General features: G+C 63.6%; 17 protein-coding genes and 1 pseudogene. 13 read left to right on the top strand and 5 right to left on the bottom strand.

From position 1 onward, the window contains the following. Window positions 1–71 precede the first annotated feature (71 nt). The 13 genes and pseudogenes from ACQ4WP_RS06350 to ACQ4WP_RS06290 all read left to right on the top strand — a co-directional run bounded on the left by ACQ4WP_RS06350 (window position 72) and on the right by ACQ4WP_RS06290 (window position 16,644). Window positions 72–1,709, top strand: coding sequence for an alpha-amylase family glycosyl hydrolase (locus tag ACQ4WP_RS06350; protein ID WP_436519188.1), 1,638 nt, complete (start codon window positions 72–74; stop codon window positions 1,707–1,709). Between the two features lie 84 nt (window positions 1,710–1,793). Continuing rightward, complete coding sequence (locus ACQ4WP_RS06345) at window positions 1,794–2,879, top strand: ABC transporter ATP-binding protein (protein ID WP_436519187.1); 1,086 nt, start codon at window positions 1,794–1,796, stop codon at window positions 2,877–2,879. Between the two features lie 99 nt (window positions 2,880–2,978). Further along, window positions 2,979–4,199 carry a maltose/maltodextrin ABC transporter substrate-binding protein MalE gene (malE, locus tag ACQ4WP_RS06340; protein ID WP_436519186.1) on the top strand — a complete coding sequence of 407 codons (1,221 nt, stop codon included), beginning with the start codon at window positions 2,979–2,981 and terminating at the stop codon, window positions 4,197–4,199. Between the two features lie 176 nt (window positions 4,200–4,375). Beyond that, complete coding sequence (malF, locus tag ACQ4WP_RS06335) at window positions 4,376–5,887, top strand: maltose ABC transporter permease MalF (RefSeq protein ID WP_436519185.1); 1,512 nt, start codon at window positions 4,376–4,378, stop codon at window positions 5,885–5,887. 10 nt (window positions 5,888–5,897) lie between these two features. Continuing rightward, window positions 5,898–6,788 (top strand): maltose ABC transporter permease MalG, encoded by an 891-nt coding sequence (gene malG, locus ACQ4WP_RS06330; RefSeq protein WP_353657849.1) that lies wholly within the window; start codon window positions 5,898–5,900, stop codon window positions 6,786–6,788. Then, entirely contained in the window at window positions 6,746–8,446 is a 1,701-nt protein-coding gene (locus ACQ4WP_RS06325; RefSeq protein ID WP_436519184.1) for an alpha-amylase family glycosyl hydrolase, read from the top strand. Before malG ends, ACQ4WP_RS06325 begins: the two co-directional genes overlap by 43 nt. Further along, on the top strand, window positions 8,443–9,354 hold the full coding sequence (locus tag ACQ4WP_RS06320; RefSeq protein ID WP_436519183.1) for a carbohydrate kinase family protein: 912 nt from the start codon (window positions 8,443–8,445) through the stop codon (window positions 9,352–9,354). Before ACQ4WP_RS06325 ends, ACQ4WP_RS06320 begins: the two co-directional genes overlap by 4 nt. A gap of 94 nt (window positions 9,355–9,448) precedes the next feature. After that, window positions 9,449–10,744, top strand: a complete 1,296-nt coding sequence (locus ACQ4WP_RS06315; RefSeq protein WP_436519182.1) for an O-acetylhomoserine aminocarboxypropyltransferase/cysteine synthase family protein — start codon at window positions 9,449–9,451, stop codon at window positions 10,742–10,744. A 588-nt stretch (window positions 10,745–11,332) separates the two neighbouring features. Next, the gene (glpD, locus tag ACQ4WP_RS06310; RefSeq protein WP_436519181.1) at window positions 11,333–12,886 is read left to right on the top strand and encodes a glycerol-3-phosphate dehydrogenase; all 1,554 of its coding nucleotides are present in this window, start codon (window positions 11,333–11,335) and stop codon (window positions 12,884–12,886) included. 145 nt (window positions 12,887–13,031) lie between these two features. Further along, complete coding sequence (glpK, locus tag ACQ4WP_RS06305; RefSeq protein ID WP_436519383.1) at window positions 13,032–14,531, top strand: glycerol kinase GlpK; 1,500 nt, start codon at window positions 13,032–13,034, stop codon at window positions 14,529–14,531. Window positions 14,532–14,573: 42 nt separating this feature from the next. Beyond that, on the top strand, window positions 14,574–15,284 hold the full coding sequence (locus ACQ4WP_RS06300) for an MIP/aquaporin family protein (RefSeq protein WP_436519180.1): 711 nt from the start codon (window positions 14,574–14,576) through the stop codon (window positions 15,282–15,284). A gap of 169 nt (window positions 15,285–15,453) precedes the next feature. Further along, window positions 15,454–15,605, top strand: a pseudogene (locus ACQ4WP_RS06295) (protease); the annotation flags it as partial. Window positions 15,606–15,651: 46 nt separating this feature from the next. Then, window positions 15,652–16,644 carry an AraC family transcriptional regulator gene (locus ACQ4WP_RS06290; protein ID WP_436519179.1) on the top strand — a complete coding sequence of 331 codons (993 nt, stop codon included), beginning with the start codon at window positions 15,652–15,654 and terminating at the stop codon, window positions 16,642–16,644. 48 nt (window positions 16,645–16,692) lie between these two features. Here the strand turns inward: ACQ4WP_RS06290 and ACQ4WP_RS06285 are convergent, their stop codons facing one another. Genes ACQ4WP_RS06285 through ACQ4WP_RS06265 form a run of 5 tightly spaced genes read right to left on the bottom strand, consistent with a single transcriptional unit; the run spans window position 16,693 to window position 22,441 of the window. Continuing rightward, window positions 16,693–17,730 carry an AAA family ATPase gene (locus ACQ4WP_RS06285; protein WP_436519178.1) on the bottom strand — a complete coding sequence of 346 codons (1,038 nt, stop codon included), beginning with the start codon at window positions 17,728–17,730 and terminating at the stop codon, window positions 16,693–16,695. Continuing rightward, entirely contained in the window at window positions 17,727–19,094 is a 1,368-nt protein-coding gene (locus ACQ4WP_RS06280; RefSeq protein WP_436519177.1) for a capsule biosynthesis protein CapK, read from the bottom strand. Before ACQ4WP_RS06280 ends, ACQ4WP_RS06285 begins: the two co-directional genes overlap by 4 nt. Then, a complete protein-coding gene (locus ACQ4WP_RS06275; RefSeq protein ID WP_436519176.1) occupies window positions 19,091–19,684 on the bottom strand; it encodes a hypothetical protein in 594 nt (197 codons plus the stop codon). Before ACQ4WP_RS06275 ends, ACQ4WP_RS06280 begins: the two co-directional genes overlap by 4 nt. Before the next feature lies 1 nt (window position 19,685). Next, window positions 19,686–21,467, bottom strand: coding sequence for a VWA domain-containing protein (locus ACQ4WP_RS06270; RefSeq protein ID WP_436519175.1), 1,782 nt, complete (start codon window positions 21,465–21,467; stop codon window positions 19,686–19,688). Continuing rightward, the gene (locus tag ACQ4WP_RS06265) at window positions 21,464–22,441 is read right to left on the bottom strand and encodes a hypothetical protein (RefSeq protein ID WP_436519174.1); all 978 of its coding nucleotides are present in this window, start codon (window positions 22,439–22,441) and stop codon (window positions 21,464–21,466) included. The genes ACQ4WP_RS06270 and ACQ4WP_RS06265 overlap by 4 nt, the downstream gene beginning before the upstream one ends. Window positions 22,442–22,447: the final 6 nt, after the last annotated feature.

Below are 22,447 nucleotides of genomic sequence, written 5' to 3'. Positions count from 1 at the left end.
AGACGTTAGCCTACCAACCAGCAGCGCTGCCCTGATAGCCAAGGCTACAGGCAACTTTTAAGAAATCATTCATGCCGACCATCCAGAACAATCTCGCCCACCTGCCCGCCGACTGGTGGCGCAGCGCCGTCATCTACCAGGTTTATCCACGCAGCTTCCTCGACAGCAATGGCGACGGCATCGGCGACTTGCCCGGCATTACCTCCAAGCTCGCATACATCGCCGCCCTGGGCGCCGACATCGTCTGGATCTCGCCCTTCTTCACGTCGCCGATGAAAGACTTCGGCTACGACGTGGCCGACTTCTGCGATGTCGACCCCATGTTCGGCAGCCTGGCCGATTTCGACCGCCTGGTGGCGCGCGCCCATGAACTGGGCTTGAAAGTGATGATCGACCAGGTGTTGTCGCACTCGTCCGACATCCACCCATGGTTCGTGGAAAGCCGCTCCAGCCGCGACAATGCCAAGGCCGACTGGTATGTGTGGGCCGACCAGAAACCGGATGGCACGGCGCCGAATAACTGGCTGTCCGTGTTCGGCGGTTCCGCCTGGCAATGGGAGCCGCGCCGCGGCCAGTACTACCTGCACGATTTCCTCGCCAGCCAGCCCGACCTGAATTTCCACAATCCGGCCGTACAGCAGGCGCAGCTGGACAATTTGCGTTTCTGGCTGGAACGGGGCGTCGACGGCTTCCGCTTCGATTCCTGCAACTTCCCGTATCACGACCAGTTGCTGCGCGACAATCCGCCGGCCGCGCAGCGCGATGCGAGCAGCGTGTCGGCCATCAATCCGTACGGCATGCAGGCGCACGTGTACGACAAGACGCAGCCGGAAAACATCGCCTACCTGCAACGCGTGCGCGCCGTACTCGATGAATACCAGGCCATTTCCATCGGCGAAGTGGGCGACGACAATGCGCTGGCCACCATGGCCGCCTACACGGGCGCCGACAAGCTGCACATGGCTTACAGTTTCAACTTGCTGACGGCGGAATTTTCGGCCGCGCACATCCGCACGCAGGTGGAAGAGTTCGAGGCCCAAGTGGCCGACGGCTGGGCTTCCTGGTCCGTGGGCAACCACGACAGCGTGCGCGTCATGACGCGCTGGGGCGGCGAGAACCCGTCACCGTCCTTGGCCAAGGTCGTGCTGGCCGTGCAGGCGGCGCTGAAAGGCACGCCGTGCCTGTACCAGGGCGACGAGCTGGCCCTGACGGAAGCGGACATTCCTTTCGAGGCACTGCAAGACCCGTACGGCATCCCGTTCTGGCCCCAGTTCAAGGGCCGCGACGGCTGCCGCACGCCGATGCCGTGGGTGGCCGATGCGCCGCACGGCGGCTTCAGCGACACCACACCGTGGTTGCCCGTGCCGCCCGAACACCTGCAGCGGGCCGTTGACGTAGAAGAGCGCGACGCCGCCTCGGCTTTGATGTTTGCGCAGAACATCCTCGCCTGGCGCCGCACCTTGCCGCAATTGCTGCGCGGCGACATCGTTTTCTTCGATGCGCCGGAACCCGTGCTGGCCCTGCGCCGCGACTTGCCAGGCCAAGCATCCGTGCTGGCCGCCTTCAACCTGGGCACGGAAGCGGTCACATTCGCCTGGCCAGACGCGGCACCAGCAGCCGACTTGGCCGGTCACGGCTTGCCGGGCGACAAGCAAGGCAGCCAGATCAGCCTGCCCCCGCATGGCGGCTGGTTCGGCACCTTGGCGTAAATCGCAGGCTTTGGCGGCCATGCCGCCAATTACAATAACGAGCCCCGCGCATCAGCGGGGCCAAATTGAGAGAACGAGGACGACATGGCAGGACTGAAATTAGCAGGGTTGAAGAAGGCATATGGCGACGTGCAAACCCTGCACGGCATCGACCTGGAGATCGCCGATGGCGAATTCATGGTCTTCGTGGGCCCATCCGGTTGCGGCAAGTCCACCTTGCTGCGCAGCATCTGCGGCCTGGAAGAAATCAGCGGCGGCGACCTGTTCATCGGCAAGACACGCATGAACGACGTGCCACCCGCCAAACGGGGCATCGCCATGGTGTTCCAGAGCTACGCCCTGTACCCGCACATGAGCGTGGCGCAAAACATGGCGTTTGGCCTGAAACTGGCCGGACAGAGCCGTGTGCAGATTGCCGACGCCGTACAGCGCGCCGCGCAAATCCTGCGCATCGAACCTTTGCTGGAACGCAAACCCAAGGATTTGTCGGGCGGCCAGCGCCAGCGCGTGGCCATCGGCCGCGCCATCGTGCGCAAGCCGGACGTTTTCCTGTTCGACGAACCGCTGTCGAACCTCGACGCCTCCCTGCGCGTGCAGATGCGCATCGAACTGGCGAATTTGCACCGCGAATTGCGCTCGACCATGATTTACGTCACGCATGACCAGGTCGAAGCGATGACCCTGGCCGACCGCATCGTCGTGCTCAACGCGGGCCGCATCGAACAGGTGGGCGCGCCCCTGGAACTGTACCACCACCCCGCCAACCTGTTCGTGGCCGGCTTCCTCGGTTCGCCCCGTATGAACTTCCTCAAAGGCAAGATCCACAGCTACGCCGACGGCGTGGCCACCATCGCCACGAATGCGGGCGGCATGCTGCAGGCCGCACTCCAGCAGCCGCTGGCCAGCGGCACCCCCGTCACCGTCGGCGCGCGCCCCGAACACGTGCAAGCGTGCGCGCCCGGCGCCACTGCCGCCATCACGGCCAGCGTGCGGGCGGTGGAAAAACTGGGCGACATCAGCTATCTGTATGTGCAGGTACCGGGCGGCGACGAGCCGCTGGTGGTGCGCGCCGATGCCGATACGGACTGGGCCATTGGCCAGAGCGTGGCGCTGCAGGTGGCACCCGCCCGCGTCCACGTGTTCGACGAGCACGGCCAGACCCGTACCTGAACCCCGGCTTTAAGGGGCCAGGCGCTACAGGCGCCGCCTGGCCTGGTTGTATCGTTTCAGCCTTGATACTTAACATAAAAAAAGACACTGGAGATTGACATGTCCTTCACACACCCGAAACGCAGCTTCATCAAAACCACCCTGATCGCCGCCGCCCTGGCCGGCATCGGCAACCTGGCCGCTGTCAGCATGGCAAACGCGGCCGAAGCAGGCACCCTCTTGATCTGGATCAATGGCGACAAGGGCTACAAGGGCCTGGCCAAGGTCGGCGAGGAATTCACCAAGAAGACGGGCATCAAGGTCGTCGTCGAGCACCCGGAAGATGCGCCGAACAAATTCCAGCAGGCAGCCGCCGCCGGCAAAGGCCCGGACATCTGGATCTGGCCGCATGACCGCATCGGCACCTGGATCGATGCCGGCTTGCTGCAACCATTGACGCCAAGCAAGGAAGCGCGCGCCGCCATCCTGCCGCTGGCGTGGAACGCCTTCACGGTGGGCGGCAAGACCTGGGGCTACCCGATGTCCATCGAAGCCGTCGCCCTCGTCTACAACAAGGACCTGGTGCCGAACCCGCCAAAAACCTTCGAGGAAATCGCCGCGCTGGACAAAAAACTGTCTGCGCAAGGCAAGAAAGCCATCCTGTGGGATTACACGAATACCTATTTCACCTGGCCTTTGCTGGGCGCGGGCGGCGGCTTCCCGTTTGAAGTCAAGTCCGATGGCCGCTACGATGCGGCGAAAACTGGCGTGAACAATGCCGGTTCGCAAGCGGGCGTGAATGCACTGATGACCTTGATCAACAGCGGCGCCATGCCGAAGGGCGCCGGCTACGCGGAAATGGAAGCGGGCTTCAACCAGGGCAAGATCGCCATGATGATCAACGGCCCATGGTCGTGGGACAACGCGCGCAAATCGAAGATCAATTTCGGCGTGGCAACGATCCCTACCGTCGCGGGCAAGACGGCCACCCCATTCGTGGGCGTACTGGGCGCGATGATTTCGAAAGCCAGCCCGAACAAGGACCTGGCCACGGAATTCCTGGAAAACCAGATGCTGCAGATCAATGGCCTGAAAACCATCAACGCCGACGTCCCGCTGGGCACGCCAGCGAACAAGGTGCTGTTCGCGGAATTGAAAGCCAACCCGAACATCCAGGCGACGATGGAAAGCGCCCAAGCGGGCCGCCCGATGCCGAACAATCCGGAAATGGGCCGCTTCTGGTCGTCGATGCAATCGGCGCTGGAAAACATCACGCAAGGCCGCCAGACGACCAAGGATGGCCTGGACGCGGCGGCGAAGCGGATCACGACGGCGAATTAAGAGATTATCGTTGGCTTGGTTGATGCTTTCAACATGAATCAACCCTAAACCCCAAACGACATCCGGGGTCGGACCCTCAGGGTCCGACCCCGGCCGTTCAACGGGTTCAGCCATCAACACGCCAACATCGTTCCCGCACCATCCTTACAGCGCTTCATTTTCACAGGTATCCCATCGTGCGCAAGTTTATCGGCCCTACGGTATTGACCATCAGCATGGCGCTGGGTCTGTATCTGCTCTTCATGTTGTACATTTCCGGCCAGACCATGCTGGCCGCCGTTTTCCTCGGCTTGCTGACCTTGACGACGTTTGTCTTCACGTCGCCGCGCGCCTATGCCTACCGTTATCTGTTTCCCGGCATCACTGCAGTGATCGTCTTCGTGCTGCTGCCGATGGTGTACACGGTGTCGATCGGCTTTACCAATTTCAGTTCGCGCAACCTGCTCACCTACGAGCGGGCCACGCAATACTTGCTCGACGAGACGCAGCGCGTGGAAAGCGCCGGCTATGCCATGACCGTGCATGCCGACAACAAGGAATACCGCTTGCGCCTGGAAAGCCCGGACACGGGTGAAGTGCTGCTGACGCAGCCGCTGGCCCTCAAGCGCGCCGTGCCCCTGAACGTGGAAGTGGCGCCGGCTGACCCCGTGCAGGCGCCCGTGCTGGCCCCGCCGCTGCCCATCAAGGACATCATCGCCCTGCAAAAGGATTTGAAGCTGCTCACCCTCGTGCTGCCGAACAAGATCGAGCTACGCATGGTGGGCTTGCGTGAATTCGGCCCCGTCGCGCATGTCTACAAACAATTGCCCGACCAAACCCTGAAGAAAATCGCCACGGGCGAACTGGTCAAACCGAACTTCAAGACGGGCTTTTATGAAATGCCGGATGGCACGAAACTGGAGCCGGGTTTCAAGGTCAATGTCGGTTTCGCCAACTTCGTGAAGATTTTCTCCGATGAAGCATTCCGCGGCCCCTTCCTGCGCATTTTCGTCTGGACCATCGTCTTCGCCCTGATCAGCGTGGCCACCACGACGGGCCTGGGCATGGTGCTGGCCGTGCTGCTGAACTGGGATGCGCTGCGCTTCCGCGGCCTGTACCGCACCCTGCTGTTCCTGCCGTACGCCGTACCGGGCTTCATTTCCATCCTCGTCTTCAAGGGCTTGTTCAATAACAACTTTGGCGAAATCAACCTGGTGCTCGACGCCCTGTTCGGTATCAAGCCCGCCTGGTTCTCGGACACCACCCTGGCCAAGGCCATGATCCTGATCGTCAACACCTGGCTCGGTTATCCCTACATGATGGTAGTGTGCATGGGCTTGATCAAGGCGATTCCGTCGGACCTGTACGAAGCCTCGGCCCTGGCCGGCGCGGGACCGCTGACGAATTTCTTCAAGATCACCCTGCCGTTGATCATCAAGCCGCTCACGCCGCTGATGGTGGCCAGCCTTGGTTTCAATTTCAACAATTTTGTACTGATCAGCTTGCTGACGGGCGGGCGTCCCGATTTCCTCGACACGACGCTGCCTGCCGGCACGACGGACTTGCTGGTGTCCTATACCTACCGCATCGCGTTCGAGGATTCGGGCCAGAACTTTGGCCTGGCCGCCGCCATCTCGACCCTGATCTTCTTCCTCGTGGCCGCGATTTCGCTGGTCAACATGCGCCTGACGCGCATGAACAAAGCATAAAGGACAGCATATGGCTATCGTTGTCGACCGTTCCAACCGCTGGCGCATCCTGGCGGCCCACGTCGCCGTGATCGCGCTGATCGCGCTGGTGATGTTTCCCTTCCTGATGATCTTGTCGATCTCCCTGCGTCCTGGCAATTTCGCCTCGGGCAGTTTGATACCGCCCGAGATCAGCTTCGAGCACTGGCGCTTGGCGCTGGGCATGTCTTACCAGGCACCCAACGGCACCCTGGTCGAGCCGGACTTCCCCGTGCTGCTGTGGCTATGGAATTCCATCAAGGTGGCCAGCATGAGCGCCACCGTCACCGTGCTGCTGTCAACCACCTGCGCGTATGCGTTTGCGCGCATGCAGTTCCGCTTCAAATCGCAAACCCTGTCCGCGCTGATGCTGCTGCAGATGTTCCCCGCCGTGCTGGCCCTGGTGGCCATCTACGCCATCTTCGATGTGCTGGGCAGCTACGTGCCGTGGCTGGGCATCGACCACCACGGCAGCCTGGTGCTGGCCTACACGGGCGGCATCGCCCTGCATATCTGGACCATCAAGGGCTATTATCAAACCATCCCCGTCGAGATCGAGGAGGCGGCCAAGGTCGACGGCGCCACGCAATGGCAGGCATTCATCTACGTGCTGCTGCCGATGACGGTGCCCATCCTGATGGTGGTGTTTTTGCTGTCGTTCATCGGCGCCATCATCGAGTACCCGATCGCCTCCGTGCTGCTGCATGAACAGAACAACCTGACCCTGGCCGTCGGTTCGAAACTGTTCCTGTACGAGCAAAAATACCTGTGGGGCGACTTCGCCGCGGCGGCCATTCTGTCCGGCTTGCCCATCACGGCCGTATTCCTGCTGGCGCAAAAGTGGATGATCTCCGGCCTGACGGCTGGCGGCGTGAAGGGCTGACCATGCGCCGCGCCCTGACTACGCTGGCCGCCCTGCTCTTGAGCGCTTCGGCGCAGGCAGGGAGCAAGGTTTCAGAAAAATTCTCCGACAACCCCATCGTCTACTTTGCCGTGACGGACCGTTACGCCAACGGCAATCCCGGCAACGACCACAGTTATGGCCGCACCGCCGACCCGGCAGGCGGCGATGTCGGCAGCTTTCACGGCGGCGACATCGCCGGCATCACGCAACAGCTGAAGGCCGGCTATTTTCGAGAACTGGGCGTCAACGCCTTGTGGATCACGGCGCCGTACGAGCAGATACACGGCTGGGTAGTGGGCGGCAAGCAGCAATTCCAGCACTACGCCTACCACGGCTATTGGGCGCTCGACTACACCACCATGGATGCGAACATGGGCACGCGCGACGAGCTGCGCGAGATGATAGACACGGCCCACGCGCAAGGCATCCGCGTGCTGTTCGACGTGGTACTGAACCACCCTGGTTACGCGGACTTGCGCACCCTGTCCGAATACAAGGTGCCCGTGCTGTGGCCGGGCCACGAGAAGGCCGGCTTGCGTGATTATCACAGCTTCATCGACTACAACAACTTCGAGTTCAAGCAGTGGTGGGGCCCGGACTGGGTGCGCGCGGGCTTGCCCGGCTATCCCGACGGCGGCAAGGACGACTTCACGATGCAACTGGCGTATTTGCCCGACTTCCGCACGGAAAGCGGCAAAGCCGTGGGCTTGCCGCCGATTTTGCAGCGCAAGGCCGACACCCTCGCCGTCACCCTGCCCGACACCAGCGTGCGCGGCTACCTGGTCCACTGGCTGGCCGACTGGGTGCGCGAATTCGGCGTCGACGGTTTCAGGGCCGACACCGTCAAGCACGTGGAGCCGGCCAGCTGGCTGGCCCTGCGAGCGGCCGCCACCGACGCACTGAAAGACTGGAAGGCGAGCCACCCGCAGCAAAAGATTGACGACGCACCATTCTGGATGACGGGCGAAGCGTGGGGCCACGGCCCCGAGCGCAGCGGCTGGTTTGATGCCGGTTTCGATTCGATGATCAATTTCGACTTTCAAAACCGCGCGGCCGGCGACTGGAAAAGCATCGACGGCGTGTACCGCCAGTATGCGACTATGCTGGGCAAACGCATTGGCAATGCACCCCGCTACGACATCCTGTCGTACATCTCCTCGCACGACACCAGCCTGTTCCCGCGCGAGCGGCTGAAACATGGCTTGTCCGCCCTGCTGCTGGCGCCGGGCGGCGTGCAGCTGTTCTATGGCGATGAAAGCGCGCGCCCACCTGGCGCGGCGCCCATCGGCGATGAACAGCAAGCCACACGCTCCGACATGAACTGGAGCACGATGGATGGCGCCACCCTCGCGCATGCGCGCAAGCTGGGCCAGTTCCGCTTGCGCCACCCTGCCCTGGCACGCGGCGAGCATCGCTTGATCGATGAAAAACCGTATGCGTTCGCCCGCGTGATGAATGGCGACGCCGTCATCGCCGTGCCCGAAGCGCAAGGCGCGCTCGCACTGAAGGTGCACGGCGTCTTCGCCGACGGCACTCCACTGCGTGACACCTACACCAATCAAACCTACATCGTCAAAGATGGCGCCGTCGCGGTGAATGCGGCCGGCACCGTCCTGCTGGAGAAAGCTGCACCATGAGTACCTATGACATTCTAGTGGTCGGCGGCGCCGGCATCGACACCATCGTGCGCGTCCCTTCCCTGCAATTGCCCATGGCCGATTCGCTGCACGTGCCGCCCATCCGCGACTACGTGGCGCACACGGGCAATGGCGTGGCGCTGGGCTGCCATGCGCTGGGCTTGCGCTGCAAGTTCATCGACTTCATCGGCGACGATACGCAAGGCGCGGCCATCCTGCAGCGCTATAAAGATGCAAGCCTCGACTTTTCACACCTCGTCGAGCCCTCTGGCACGCGGCGCAGCGTCAACCTGGTCGACCCGCAAGGGCGCCGGCTGTCGCTGTACGACGGCCGCCACCCGGAAGACGTGCGCATGCCAGCCGCCTTTTACCTGCCCTACCTGGGGCCGGCGCGCCACGCGCACTTTTCCATCATGGGCTGGGTGGCCGAGCTGTTTGACGATGCGCTGGTGTGCGGCACCACGGTGTCGACCGATTTGCACGACTGGGATGGCGTCAACCCGCACCACCGGGTCTTTGCACTGCGCGCCGACCTGGTCTTCCTGAGCACGGCCGCGCTGGGCGAACGCACGGAGTCCGTCATGCGCGCGACTGTTTCGGACGGCCGCGCGCAAGCCGTGGTCGCCATGGCCGGCGCGGATGGCGCGTATGTGCTGGAACGGGGCAGCGCGTCCGTGCGCCACTATCCGTGCGCGCCGCTGGACTTGCCCGTGGTGGACACGAATGGCGCGGGCGACTCCTTCGTCGCCGCCTTTTTGCACGCCTGGCTGGGTGGTGCACGCCTGGACGAAACCATGCGCCGTGGCGCCATCGCCGGGGCATTCGCCTGCGCACAGCACGGCACGCACGAACGGTTTATCGGGCTGGCACAGCTGCATGACTTATATCAAGACAGCACTAGCTTATGACTTAATATTCTATCAAGCGTAACTGCCTGGCAAGTGGCGCATGGCACAATGGCTGCGGATTTCACCACCGCATACCATTCGAACCGGAGACCACATGAGAATCGAAACCCTGGCCGTGCACGCCGGCTATACCCCCGACCCGACCACCAAGGCCGCCGCCGTCCCCATCTATCAGACGGTGGCCTACGCCTTCGACAATGCCCAGCATGGCGCCGACCTGTTCGACCTGAAAGTGGCCGGCAATATTTACACGCGCATCATGAACCCCACGCAGGACGTGCTGGAAAAGCGCGTCGCGGCGCTGGAAGGCGGCGTGGCCGCGCTGGCCGTGGCGTCGGGCATGGCGGCGATCACCTACGCGATCCAGACGATTGCCGAAGCGGGCGACAATTTCATCTCCGCCAGCCAGCTGTATGGCGGCACCTACAACCTGTTTGCCCACACCCTGCCGCAGATCGGCATCGAAGTGCGCTTCGCCGATGCGTGCCAGCCCGAGACCTTCGCCACCCTGATCGATGCGCGCACCAAGGCCATTTTCTGCGAATCGATCGGCAACCCGCTGGGCAATGTGACGGACGTGGCGAAACTGGCCGAAATCGCGCACGCGCACGGCATCCCGCTGATCGTCGATAACACGGTGCCCAGCCCATACCTGTTCCGCCCCATCGAGCATGGCGCCGACATCGTCGTCCATTCGCTGACCAAATACCTGGGCGGCCACGGCACTACCGTGGGCGGCGCCATCGTCGACAGCGGCAAGTTTCCATGGGCCGAACACAAGGAACGCTTCAAGCGCCTGAATGAACCGGACGTGTCGTATCATGGCGTCGTCTACACGGAAGCGTTCGGCCCCGCCGCCTTCATCGGCCGCGCTAGAGTCGTCCCGCTGCGCAACATGGGCGCGGCGATTTCGCCATTGAGCGCCTTCCAGCTGATCCAGGGCATCGAGACCCTGGCCCTGCGCATGGACCGCATCTGCGACAACACCCTGGCCCTGGCCAAACACCTGAAGCAGCATCCGAAAGTCGCCTGGGTCAATTACGCGGGCCTGGAAGACCACCCGGATCACGCGCTGGTGAAAAAATACATGAATGGCCGCGCCTCGGGCATTTTGTCGTTCGGCCTGAAGCTGGCCGCCGGTGCGAATGTCACGGACCCGCGCGCGGCTGGCGCCCGCGTGCTCGACGCCCTGCAGCTGTTCACGCGCCTGGTCAACATCGGCGACGCCAAGTCGCTGGCCACCCACCCGGCGTCCACCACGCACCGCCAGCTCAATCCCGAAGAACTGGCCAAGGCGGGCGTGTCCGAAGACATGCTGCGCCTGTCCGTGGGCATCGAGCATATCGACGACTTGCGCGAAGACCTGGAACAGGCCTTGAACGCGGCCTGATGCAAGCTGAAATCAGGCTGAAATCAGCCTGAAAACCTGTCCCGGCACATGCATGCCTACCCTGCCGGGATAGGCTCCTGCATGCCGTAAAGCGAAGCCGGCGTTCACGCAGAGCGCCAGCGGCGCTTCTGTCATCCTCACCATGGTTGCACTGGATAGCCCCCAGGTCCAGCCCAGAGCCTCTTTATCTCCGCCCCCTCCCCCTGATGCCACGCCCATGCCACGGCGACTTCTTCGCTGTTCCTGCCGGGTTTGATGATCGGCGAACGTCCGTGCGCCAGGCAAGTGGCGAGCAACTGGCCTATGCACCGCTGCTCATGGCCGATATTGTCGTGTTGCGAAACGAACCAAAACGAACAAAAAAGAAGAATTATATGTTGTTAAATTTTCCAACGTGCGTAGAATAAAGAAAAAAATGTGCGTTATTCTTCACTTCAGCGCATTTTTCTTCCTTTTCGCATGAACGCTTGGATGCGCCAATGCCAGGGCAGGCAGGCGCATGGTAGCGACTGCGTGGCTGGATGAAAAAACACCCTGAAACCATGCACTTTTTGTAGCCCATAGCGGCCTATCACCACCTCCAGGATCATGATGCAATCGACAAACAAGCAGCTGGCGCAACAGGACTGTGATCTTTTAATCGTCGGCGGCGGCATCAACGGCGTCGGTATCGCGCGCGATGCGGCAGGCCGCGGTTTGCGCGTCATCCTGTGCGAGCAGCACGACCTGGCCCAGCACACGTCCTCGGCCAGCACAAAACTGATACACGGCGGCCTGCGTTATCTTGAGTATTACGAATTCAAGCTGGTGCGCAAGGCCTTGCAGGAACGCGAATTGCTGTTGCGCACTGCACCGCACATCATGTGGCCGCTGCGATTCGTCATGCCTCACGATGCCGGACAACGGCCGGCCTGGATGATCCGTGCCGGACTGTTCCTGTATGACCATCTGGCGCGACGCGCTTTCCTGCCGGCCTCGGAAGGCGTGTCGCTGCGCCAGCACGTGGCGGGCGGACCGCTGAAAGGCGATTTTCGCAAGGGCTTCGTGTACTCTGACGGCTGGGTGGACGATGCGCGACTGGTGGTGCTCAATGCGCTGGACGCCAGCGAACGTGGCGCCAACATTCTGACCCGCACCCGCTGCGCGGCGGTACGGCAGGAAGGCCAGGGCTGGCATGCCACGCTGGACAGCGAGCAGCATGGCCGCATCGAGGTGAGTGCGCGCGCCATCGTGAACGCCGCCGGCCCCTGGACCGCGCAATTCGCCAACGCCGCCTCGGGCGTGAGCAATACGCACGGGCTGCGGCTGGTCAAGGGCAGCCACATCATCGTGCCGCGCCTGTTCGATCATCCTTACGCCTATATTTTCCAGAACCAGGACAAACGCATCATCTTCGCGATTCCCTATCAGGACGAATTCACCCTGATCGGCACCACCGACCTGGAATACACCGGCGAACCCGGCAAGGTGAAGATCAGCGACGGCGAAGTGAGCTATCTGTGCGAGGTGGCCAACCGCTATTTCACCAAACAGATTGCACCGAGCGACGTGGTCTGGACTTATTCCGGGGTACGACCGCTGCTCGACGACAGCGCGCAAAACGCCTCGGCGGTGACGCGCGACTACCTTCTCGAATGCGCCCCGAACACCGCCCCCTTCCTCAATATCTGGGGCGGCAAGATCACCACTTACCGGAAACTGTCGGAAGAAGCGCTGGCCATGCTGCAGCCGCGCCTGGGCGGCGATGCGCCGGACTGGACCGCCTCGGCACCATTGCCGGGCGGCGACTTGCAGCAAGCGGGCGCGCTGGTTGACAGCATCGACTTCGAGCGCTTTGCACAACAACTGCACGCCCAGTACCCATGGCTGCCGGGCAAACTGGCGCAACGTTATGCGCGCTGTTACGGCACCCGCGCCAGGCGCATGCTCGGTACGGCAAACAATATGACGGATCTGGGCGAGGAGCTGACACCCGGCGTATACGAACAGGAGGCGCGCTATCTGTTCGAGGTGGAATGGGCGCGCAGCGCCGAAGACATCCTTTGGCGCAGAACCAAATGCGGCCTGTACTGCCAGCCACGGCATGTGGCGCGTCTGGAGCAATGGTTCAAACAGATGTCGATGCCTGAAATGATAACTTGAAAAAATAAGCCGGAGAGCCAGGCAGCTTTGCCTTGCCTGGGCCATCCCCATGGACACGGGATGACAGTTTTACCGAGTGACCGGCGCGGCAAAAACCGGCAAAAAAATCAACTACAGACGGAGAGAAGACATGCAGAAGATGGCGATGAAGGACCAATACATTCTTGCGCTCGATCAGGGAACGACAAGCTCGCGCGCAGTGTTGTTTGATCGGGCCGGCAACATCGTCTCGGTAGCACAAAAGGAATTCCCGCAAATATATCCGCAGCCGGGTTGGGTCGAGCATGACCCACAGGATATCTGGTCGACGCAGGCCGGCGTCGCCGCCGAAGCCGTCACGCACGCGGGATTGAATGGCGCATCGATTGCCGCCATCGGCATCACCAACCAGCGTGAAACCACCATCGTCTGGGACCGCGAGACGGGCCGGCCGGTGTACAACGCCATCGTCTGGCAAGACCGCCGCACGGCCGATTTCTGCGATGAGCTGAAAGGCCGCGGCCTCGAAGCCATCGTGCGGGAAAAAACCGGCTTACCAATCGATTCGTATTTCTCCGCAACCAAGATCCGCTGGATACTCGACAATGTTCCAGGAGCGCGCGAACGCGCCAACCAGGGCAAGCTCGCCTTCGGCACTGTCGACAGCTGGCTGGTCTGGAATTTCACGCAGCAAGGACTGCACGTCACCGATGTCACTAACGCCTCGCGCACCATGCTGTTCAACATCCACACGCTGGAATGGGACGACGAGTTGCTGGCCATGATGGATATCCCGCGCAGCATGCTGCCTGAAGTGCATCCTTCTTCGGCCGTCTACGGCACCACCAAAACCACCTTGTTCGCCTCCGCCGTGCCGTTGGCTGGCATCGCCGGCGACCAGCATGCGGCGCTGTTCGGCCAGATGTGCACCAAGCCAGGCATGGTCAAGAACACATACGGCACAGGTTGCTTCCTGGTGATGAACACGGGCGACAAACCGATTGAATCGAAGAACAACCTCGTCACCACGATCGCCTGGCAGATCGGCGAACAGGTCAACTACGCGCTCGAAGGCAGCATTTTCATCGGCGGCGCGGTCGTGCAATGGCTGCGCGACGGGCTCGGCATCATCAAGAGCGCCGCTGAAATCGAGGCGCTGGCGCGCTCTGTGCCGCATGGCGACGGCGTCTATCTGGTGCCGGCCTTCGCCGGACTCGGCGCACCGCATTGGAATCCGCGTGCCCGCGGCACGCTGTTCGGCGTGACGCGCGGCACCACCTCGGCCCACATCGCACGCGCCGCGCTCGACAGCATCGCCTACCAGTCGCAGGATGTATTGAAGGCCATGGAAGCCGACTTGGGCGGCAAGATCACCGAATTGCGCGTCGACGGCGGCGCGGTGGCAAACGATTTGTTGATGCAGTTCCAATCGGACCTGCTCGGCGTCGACGTGGTGCGCCCGCAAATCACCGAAACGACGGCCCTGGGTGCGGCGTATCTGGCCGGCCTGGCGGTCGGCTACTGGAAGGATGTCAGCGACATACAGGACCAATGGAAACTGGACCGCCGTTTCACGCCGGCGCTCGACGCGAGCACAGTGAAGGCCCACATACAGGGATGGCAGCGTGCGGTCAACGCCAGCAAAGCCTGGGCCGATGCGGTCTGATCCGCCAGGCGCCCATCCCCCACACTTCACTGGAAGCTTCACATGAATCCTTTATTCGCCGAATTCATCGGCACCACTTTGCTCGTCCTGCTGGGCAATGGCGTGGTCGCCAACGTCATCTTGCAAAAAACCAAGGGCCACAACAGCGGCCTGGTCGTGATTGCCATCGGCTGGGCAATGGCGGTCTTTGTCGCCGTGCTGTGTACCGCCGCCGCCAGCGGCGGCCACCTCAATCCGGTAGTGACCGTGGCACTGGCGGTGGTCGGGAAATTCCCTTGGGCAAATGTTCCCGCCTATGTCGCCATGCAGATGCTCGGTGGCATGATGGGGGCATTTCTGGTATGGGTGATTTACTACAAGCACTTCGAGGCCACCCCCGATGGCGACACCAAACTGGCGGTCTTTTGCACCGGCCCGGCGATCCGGGGCACCTTCGGCAGCCTGGCCGCCGAAATGATCGCTACCTTCGTTCTCGTGTTTGCCGTGTTGAACATGGCGGCGCCAAGCTTCGGACTGGGCGCCGTGAGTGCCTTGCCCGTCGCCCTGCTGGTACTGGGCATCGGCGTGTCGCTCGGCGGCACCACCGGTTACGCGATGAGCCCGGCACGTGACTTCGGTCCGCGCATCATGCACGCGATCCTGCCCATCCCGGGCAAGCGCGACAGCGATTGGCGCTATGCCTGGGTGCCGGTCATCGGCCCGCTGCTGGGCGCCGTCCTGGCGGCACTGCTGTACAACAATTATAAGTTCTAGGTGCAATCCCACTACTCCCCCCGCGTCTGCCGCACAGGGCCGTCTTGCCAGGCAGGACGGATGACAACGCCACGGCCAGAGCGGCGTGGAGTAGACACTTTCACAGGAGAACCACACGGCAGCAAAAAAAATCTTGTTTTTGACGGGCGATTTTGCAGAAGATTATGAAATGATGGTGCCGTTCCAGGCATTGCAGATGGTCGGCCACACGGTGCACGCCGTCTGCCCAGGCAAGAAGAGCGGCGACAAGATCAAGACCGCCATTCACGACTTCGCGGGGACCAGACCTATACCGAAAAGCCGGGGCACCTGTTTGCGCTCAAGCCCTGGCGCCGCACGGAGGGGAAGACATGCCATAATCGGCGGCATGTCTTCCCCTCCTACCTCCCCTGAACAGCCGGTATCCGGTCAGTTCCGCGCCGAATATGCACGGCGCATGAATGCCGTGCTTGACCATATCGACCGCCACCTGGATACGCCGCTGGACCTGGCGCAGCTGGCCGACGTCGCGCATTTTTCGCGTTTCCACTTTCATCGCGTGTTCGCCGCCTGGATGGGCGAGACGCTGGGCGACTATGCGCGCCGCCGGCGCCTGGAAACGGCCGCCCTGCGGCTGGCCGTGCGCGCCGACGAAACGATACTGGACATCGCGCTGGCGACGGGTTTCGGTTCCGGCGAAGCGTTTGCGCGCGCCTTCAAGCTGAAATTCGGCTGCACGCCGACAGCCTGGCGCGCAGGCGTCGCCGCGAAAAACGCCGCCATGCTCGCGGCCATGCGCCTGCGCCGGCAAGATAGCAATCCGGATCAGGCCATGCGCAATGCCGATCAGGCAAAGCCGCCGAACTTCCAGCACCATGGGCACTCCAATCCACGTCATAGAGAGAGTCCCATGCAAGTTACCATCCTCGACCTGCCGCCCGCCACCGTGGCGTGCCAGCGCCATATCGGCCCTTACGGCCCCGCCATCGGCGCCTTCTGGCGCGACACCGTCGCGCCATGGATGCAATCGCACGGCCTGGGCGACGCGACCTGCTACGGCATCGGCCATGACGATCCCAGCATCACGCCGCCAGGCAAATGCCGCTACGACGCCTGCGTCGCCGTTCCCGATGGTTTTCAGGCAGGTGGCCGGGCCAGCATCACCACCTTGCCGGGCGGGCGCTATGCAGTGGCACAGTTCAAGGGACCATCCAGCGCCATCGCCGACGCATGGACGCGCATGACGCGCGAATGGCTGCCGGCCAGCGGCCTGCAATGGGATGAGCGCCCCTGCTTCGAGCGCTTTTCCGCCGCCACGGCGCTGGACCCGGCCACCGGCGAATTCTCTTGCAACATCTGCATCCCTGTGCGGCCGCTGTAACAACAGCGTAGCTCGGATTAGCGCGTGAGCGCGTAATTCGACCTACGTTCATCGCGCTGCCGCCAGCACTTGGGCCACCTGCCTGACCCTCCCGGCCACCGTGCCGGACACATGGATAAAAGCGATCCCCCGCCGCGCCAATTCGACCTGGTACCACGCATGCTGGCGCGCGCGGAAATCCCCGTCGCGGCGCGTGCCATCCTGGATGAAGGGGAAGTCGGGCGCGCACAGCAGCACCAGGTCGTAACGGTGCTCGGCCAGCTGCGCCAGTTCTTGCTCGGCCTTGCCGAACATCTCGACACAGTAAAAATAGGTGGTCAGGGGCGAGGTATCGCAAAACAGCCAGCGCTGCACGGCCATGGCGGCTTGCGCTTCGCGGCGCAGCTGCTCGCGGCCAATCTTGAGCAGATCGTCATAATGTAATACGCCATCCTGGCTTTCCCATAGCTCGCGGCCATATTCGGCCACCCAGCCGGTATCGAAATGCGCTGCCAGCGCGGCGGCCAGGGTGGTCTTTCCGCTCGATTCGCCACCCAGCACGCACACGCGCGTGACGAAATGGGCACGCACCTGGGGCGACAGGAAGGCGCTGTGCGCCTGCGGATCGTGCCTCACCTGGGTGCCGGACACGGGCACCGCAATTCTCGCCTGGTCCACGCTGACGTGCGCCACCGCGCCCCCCGCGTAATGCTGCGCCAGCACCCGCGCAAAGCCAGGGCCATAGTCTTCGCTGCTGAACACGGCATCGACGGGCAGCGCCAGCACCGTCCAGCACAGCCAGCCCATGAAGTGGCGATGCTCATCGCCCTCGTCGTCGTTGTGCGGCAGCGAACGCGCAGGCACGCCACGCGCCACGCACAGGGCGGCCAGGCGGGCATCGTCCAGCACCACGATTTGCGCCTGCGGAAATTGCGCGCGTAGCCACCCTTCCCGGCGCGCCGGTTCCAGGCCGGGAAATTCAGGCCTGGTGTAGCTGACCACCAGCAGTTCTTCGCAAGCCTCCTGCGCACGATAGAGCAACAATTCATGGCCCTTGTGCAGCGGGCAAAATTTGCCGACCACCAGGCCGCGCTTATAAAGATTCATGCTGCCGCTTCCTGCAAATCCGAGGTGTATTGAATGATCTTGTCTTCCGCCAGCAAGGTCTCGACCGTGATGTCGCCGAAAAAAGGCGCAAGCAAGGCGCGCGCCCGGTCAGCCTGCGGCATGGCGCCCGGCGCCAGGCGCAGCACGACGCCGCCATCGCCCTGCTGGTGCACGCCAAACAAGGCGATGGCCAGCGGCTTCAAGGCATGCGTGATGTCGATATTGTTGATCCATTCGCCATTGACCGTCCTGTAACGCAAGGGGCTGCGGCCGGCCAGGCCCACCAGCACGGGGCCGTGCGGGCCATGCGCCAGCGAGGCGTAATCGCCCGTGCGGTAGCGCACCAGGGGCAGGCAAAAATTGAAGCCGCCCGTCACCGTGATTTCGCCGCGTGCGCCATCCGGCACGGGCTGGCCGCCGGCGTCGAGGATTTCCACGTACAGCCGGTGCTGCAGCAGTACGTGGCCACCTGCCTGTTCGTCGTAGACGGCGACCGGCCCCACTTCATTGAGCGAATAGATGTCGAGCACGGGACAGCCATAGCGTTGTTCCAGGCGCGCGCGCATGCCGGGCAACAGCATCATCGAGACGGACAGCAGCGCGGCCGGCTTGTGCCTCATGGGCAGGGTCAGCAACTCGGCAAACGAGATGGGGTCGCCCGCGATCAGCTCGGGCGCCATGGCGTCCAGGTAGCGCGCGCGGTCGTCCGGGTCGCGCCAGTCGTCCGGATGCAGATTGATCTTCGCCAGGCCCGATTCGTGCATCGTGGGCGTGACGGAGACATAGGTGAAGCAGCGGCGCTGATGCCCCAGCAGCATCACGCCCACCTGGCCCGCGCCGTGCCGCAGGGTGACGCCGAAGCGGCACAGCGCGCGCTTGTGGTAGGCCAGGTAGCGCCCCGCCACCAGCGGGTGCGAAGCGATCAGCAGCGGGTGGCCCGTGGTGCCCGTGGTCTGGAAGTTGATCATGCGCGCCAGGTCCGCATCGTCGGGCACGAAGGCGGCGATATCGTGCGCCAGTTCGGCGCGGCTGATGGGCGTTGCATCGATGAGACGCGCCGGTGGCGAACCGCAGGCGCGATAGTACGGCACCGCGGCATAAGTCGCCCTGAGAAAATCCGGCAGCCAGGATGGCGGCGCGACGGCGCTCCAGCCGATCGCCGCATCCATCACTTCCTGCTCATAGGCGCGCAAGGCCGCCACTTCCGCCGCCTGCAGTTTGTTGCCGCTGCGGTTGCGGTACTGGGGAGCTGCGGGATGGCTGCGCAGTTTTTCCAGCATGCGCGCGCCCGCCTGCGTCAGGGTGGGACAGTAATCGCGGTCCGATTCCCAGGCGCCGTCCGGAAGATTGACGTCCACGCTCATTCGCGCGACCACTTGTCGGCCGATTCCTCGGCCGCCTTCTTCGCCAGCGCCTCGCGGATTTCCCGTGCGCGCTGTTCGGCCAGCCGGCTCGCCTCAAGCAGGCGGCGGCGCTCCGTGCCGCTGATGGCGGACAATCTATCCGTGGCCTGCGCCACGCTTTCGTCGCGCGGCCGGAAACCCAGACGCGCCAGCACGATGCGCGCCAGTTCCTCGCGCCGCTCGGGATCTTGCGTAAACTGGTGGGCCGGCGTGGCGGCGGCCAGTTCGCGCGCCGCCTCGCCCAGTACCTGCAGCAGATCATGCTGCGGCAACTGCTGCCCGGTAAACCAGTCGTCGGCGAGCAGCCAGCACAGGATCATGGCCAGCGCCAGCCGGTTGCGGTCCGCCTTCACTTGCGCGCCGATAAAACCCTGCAGGGACGCGGCCGGCGCACGCGCGCCGTGCAGCAGCAGGACGTCGTTGACCAGCGCGGCAACCGCCACGGCCTGCGCATTGGCGACGCCGTCGATGCGGGGCTCGGCGAGGAATTCGACGGGCGTGTCGGCCAGGCGATGGGTCAGGGTTTCGAGGTGGGGACCAGGAGTGTGCATATCATGATTGTATATAGTGGCGCCGGCTGAACGCCCGCGCAAAGTCCAGCAAGTCCTCGTAGCGCTCGACGGCGTGGATATCCCAGCCCTGTTCGCGGCGCGCTCGTTTTAAATCGTCATAGGTTTGCTGCAGCCACTTATGGGCCGCCGCGCCATCCCAGTCGCGCTCCAGGTTCAGGGCCATGGTACCGCCCGCGCCGCCCTGCACCATCGCCTTGGAGGAAATATCCCAGCCGCTGTTACCCAGTTCATCATTGTCGAACATGGTGGTGATGCCATCGTCGGAAATCATCAGGATGTGCACGGGCCGTTCGCGCCTGGCCGCATACGTCTGGCGCAGGCGGTGAATGGGGAAGCAGGTGCCGCCGCCAAAAAATTCCGTCAGCACGCCCAGGATCAGGTCTTCATCGCGCACGAAACCTGGCGTCTGCATCACCTCATTCTTGCCGCTCCACAGGGTCACCTGCACTTTCGCGCCCGCGCGCAGGGCGGACAAGGCGATGACGGCGCCAGCCAGGGTCAGGAACGAGGTGTGCGCCTGCGGGTTCGGCATGGAGCCGGAACTGTCCACATACATGTCCAGGTCGACGGGCACGGCGTCGATGGCGCGCGCCGGTTCGCGGCCATACACGCGGCGCACGGTGGTCACGCCGGGCACGGGGCGCGGCGACTGCATCACGGACTGCAGCCAGTCGATGTCTGCCAAAGGATCGCCGATTTCCCATGGTTCCAGCCCTTCCATCTGCGGCTCCTGCGATTCGGGCGCGGGACGCGAGGGAAATGCCACCAGGTGTGGCAAGGCCCGTTCGCGGTAGTAGCGGATGGCGATTTCATGGTCGCTCAAGTCCACGCCCGAGGCCCTCAAAATATCGCCCAGCTCGAACGGTTCGCGCAGTTGGCCGCCAGCCGCCCTGGCCGGCACCTCGGCTTGCGGCTCTTCGCCATCGAGGCCCGAGATGCGCTTGTCATGCACCGGATGGATGGCGCCGCCCTCCTCGTCATCCTCGATCTGCTGCGCGCCATACGTCTGACAACCACGGGCGGCGTCGCGCGTGTCCTGCAGATAGCGGCTGGGGTCAAGACTGTCACCCAGGGCATCCGTGTCTTCCACCAGATAAGGCAGCAGCAAGGTGGCGAAGCGGCCCGCCGCCAGCATCCAGTCATTCGCATACACGCGGATCAGGCGCGCGCCCAGCCAGGCGTCCGTATCCAGGCGCTCGTCGGCCTGGCCGCCGCCCAGCTCGCCCTTCTCCAGCTGCCACAGGTTTTCATAGATGCGCATGTACAAGGTCCACACGCCGCCGCTGCTTTTAGCGTCAGCTTGCGCCGTGCGTCCCTGCTGCAACTTGCGGTAGATGTCGGCCATGCGCAGATTCGCCTGGCGCTGCAAGCGGTCGTTGATGAACAGGTCCGTGTACAGGTTGGCCACCATGGGCGCGTGCTGCTCCAGGGTGGGCAAGGCGCGGCGCATGCGCGCCAGCAGGCGGAACTGATCGCTGGCGCTGCCCGGCGCGAGGATGTGGTGGCCGATTTCATGCGCGAGCACTTCCAGCGCATAGTCGTCCAGGCCCAGCTCCGTCACCAGCGGCAAATCGACCACGACGCTCGGGTCCAGCAGGCGGATCATGGCGAAGCTGCCGGACAAGCCCTGCTTGCTGGCCTCGACGTGGCTGGCGCACAGGCTCGGGTCGCGCAGGCGCGTAAATTTGCTCCACACGGCCAGGGCCTCGGGCCAGGCAGCGCGCCAGGCGTCGATCAGCGCGGTGTCGGCATCCTTCTTCATGCAAGCGGTAGCAAGCGGATCGCATGCGTCCAGGGTGATGTGATGGCCAGCGTATGCGCATTGGCGGCGATGGCGATGTCGCCTGCCGGCACATCGAGCACGATACTGCGCGCGCCGATATGCACGGTCGCCCCATCGAGGCGCACAGCCGACGGCAGCTCGTTTGGCGCCTGCTCGAACTCCTGCGCCGTGGCGCCATGCAGCACGGCGCCGTAGGCGTCGGCCACCAGCAGATAATGGCGTTCGGCGCTGCGCACAGCAAAGCCGCAACCGTCCGCCGTGGCGCGTACTTGCGGCGGCGTGCCGAAATCGCCACCCAGGCCGGTGAAGCTGCCGAACTCCCTGCCATCGGCATTGCCGCGCCACGGATTCGCCAGCAACTGCGCATGCACCTGCGGCCAGTGCGCACCTGGCTCGCCAAAGGCGGCCAGCGCCAGCGCTTGTGGCAAGGTGTCGGCGGCGGCCAGCGCGCCCTGGCGGAAATGCGCCACGCCGGCACGCCAGGCCAGCACCTGGCCCACGGCGCGCAGCTGCGCGACGCTGCCGACTTGCGGCGCCACGGCGGCCAGCTCCTGCTGCCACTGCGCGGGACGCGCTCCCGCCACGGTGCAAAGGTGGATGGCGGCGTTGCTCAGCATACCCAGCACATCGAGGGGCGCCGTCGCCAGCAGCGGCGCAAATAATGGCGCCAGTTCGCGCCAGACGGTATTGAGGAAGGGATTTTTCGCGGCCGGACCGGCCAGGCCATGGCCTACCAGTTCCAGGGCCATGTCGTAGGCGGCCAGGGTGACACTGCCCACGCGCTCGGGCGCAGCGGCGGCCACGGCCGCCACCAGCGGATCGACGCTGTCGTGCAAAAAGGCGCCAAAGGCGGCCATGTCGAGCGCGGGGAAGCGCCGGCGCGCTTCCAGTGCGCGCGCATTGAACTGGGCGCGGCCGCTGGCGAGTATCGTGGCGAAGGCAGAAGAAATCATCGCGGC

The organism is Janthinobacterium lyxosi, assembly GCF_051380665.1.
Classification (GTDB): Bacteria; Pseudomonadota; Gammaproteobacteria; order Burkholderiales; family Burkholderiaceae_D; genus Janthinobacterium.
This window is presented reverse-complemented; position numbering and strand designations above follow the sequence as displayed.